Here is a 1,227-nt window from a genome sequence, read left to right on the forward strand (position 1 = left end):
CGCTTGAAGCGATCAACGCCAAGGGCGAAGGTCGTGTGTTCGCGGATCTGCAGGAAGTTGACCGTGTGTTCCGTGCTGGCGAAGCCGCACTGCACGCCAAGGTCAAAGTGCGGATCAACGAAACCGTCAACGACCGTGATGGCGGCAGCGTGACCAACACCCGTATCGTCGACACCACTGTCGGCCGTGCGCTGTTGTTCCAGGTTGTGCCAAAAGGCCTGTCGTACGACGTCGTCAACCTGCCGATGAAGAAAAAGGCGATCTCCAAGCTGATCAACCAGTGCTACCGCGTGGTTGGTCTGAAAGAGACCGTGATCTTCGCTGACCAGTTGATGTACACCGGTTTTGCCTATTCGACCATTTCCGGCGTTTCCATCGGTGTTAACGACTTCGTTATCCCGGATGAAAAAGCCCGCATCATCGGTGCTGCCACCGACGAAGTGAAAGAGATCGAAAGTCAGTACGCCTCCGGCCTGGTAACCCAGGGTGAGAAGTACAACAAAGTGATCGACCTTTGGTCCAAGGCGAACGACGAAGTTTCCAAGGCGATGATGGCCAACCTCTCGAAAGAGAAAGTCATCGACCGTCATGGCGTCGAAGTCGACCAAGAGTCCTTCAACTCGATGTACATGATGGCTGACTCGGGTGCGCGGGGTTCCGCAGCACAGATTCGTCAGCTGGCCGGTATGCGTGGCCTGATGGCCAAGCCGGACGGCTCCATCATCGAAACGCCGATTACTGCGAACTTCCGTGAAGGTTTGAGCGTACTCCAGTACTTCATCTCCACTCACGGTGCTCGTAAAGGTCTGGCGGATACCGCGTTGAAAACGGCGAACTCGGGTTACCTGACCCGTCGTCTGGTAGACGTGGCGCAAGACCTGGTTGTAACCGAGATCGATTGCGGCACCGAACACGGTCTGCTGATGACTCCGCACATTGAAGGCGGTGACGTTGTAGAGCCGTTGGGTGAGCGCGTATTGGGTCGTGTTATCGCCCGTGACGTATTCAAGCCAGGTACCGAGGACGTCATCGTTCCTGCCGGCACCCTGGTCGACGAGAAGTGGGTCGAGTTCATCGAACTCAACAGCATCGACGAAGTGATCGTACGTTCGCCGATCAGCTGCGAAACCCGTTTCGGTATCTGCGCCAAGTGCTACGGTCGCGACCTGGCTCGTGGTCACCAGGTGAACATCGGTGAAGCGGTCGGCGTTATCGCTGCCCAGTCCA

General features: G+C 56.8%; 1 pseudogene. It reads left to right on the forward strand.

The window, feature by feature from the left end:
* A pseudogene (locus ACIO0C_RS31315) lies at window positions 1–1,227 on the forward strand (DNA-directed RNA polymerase subunit beta'); the annotation flags it as partial.

The organism is Pseudomonas sp. NPDC087336 (assembly GCF_044744285.1).
Lineage (GTDB): Bacteria > Pseudomonadota > Gammaproteobacteria > Pseudomonadales > Pseudomonadaceae > Aquipseudomonas.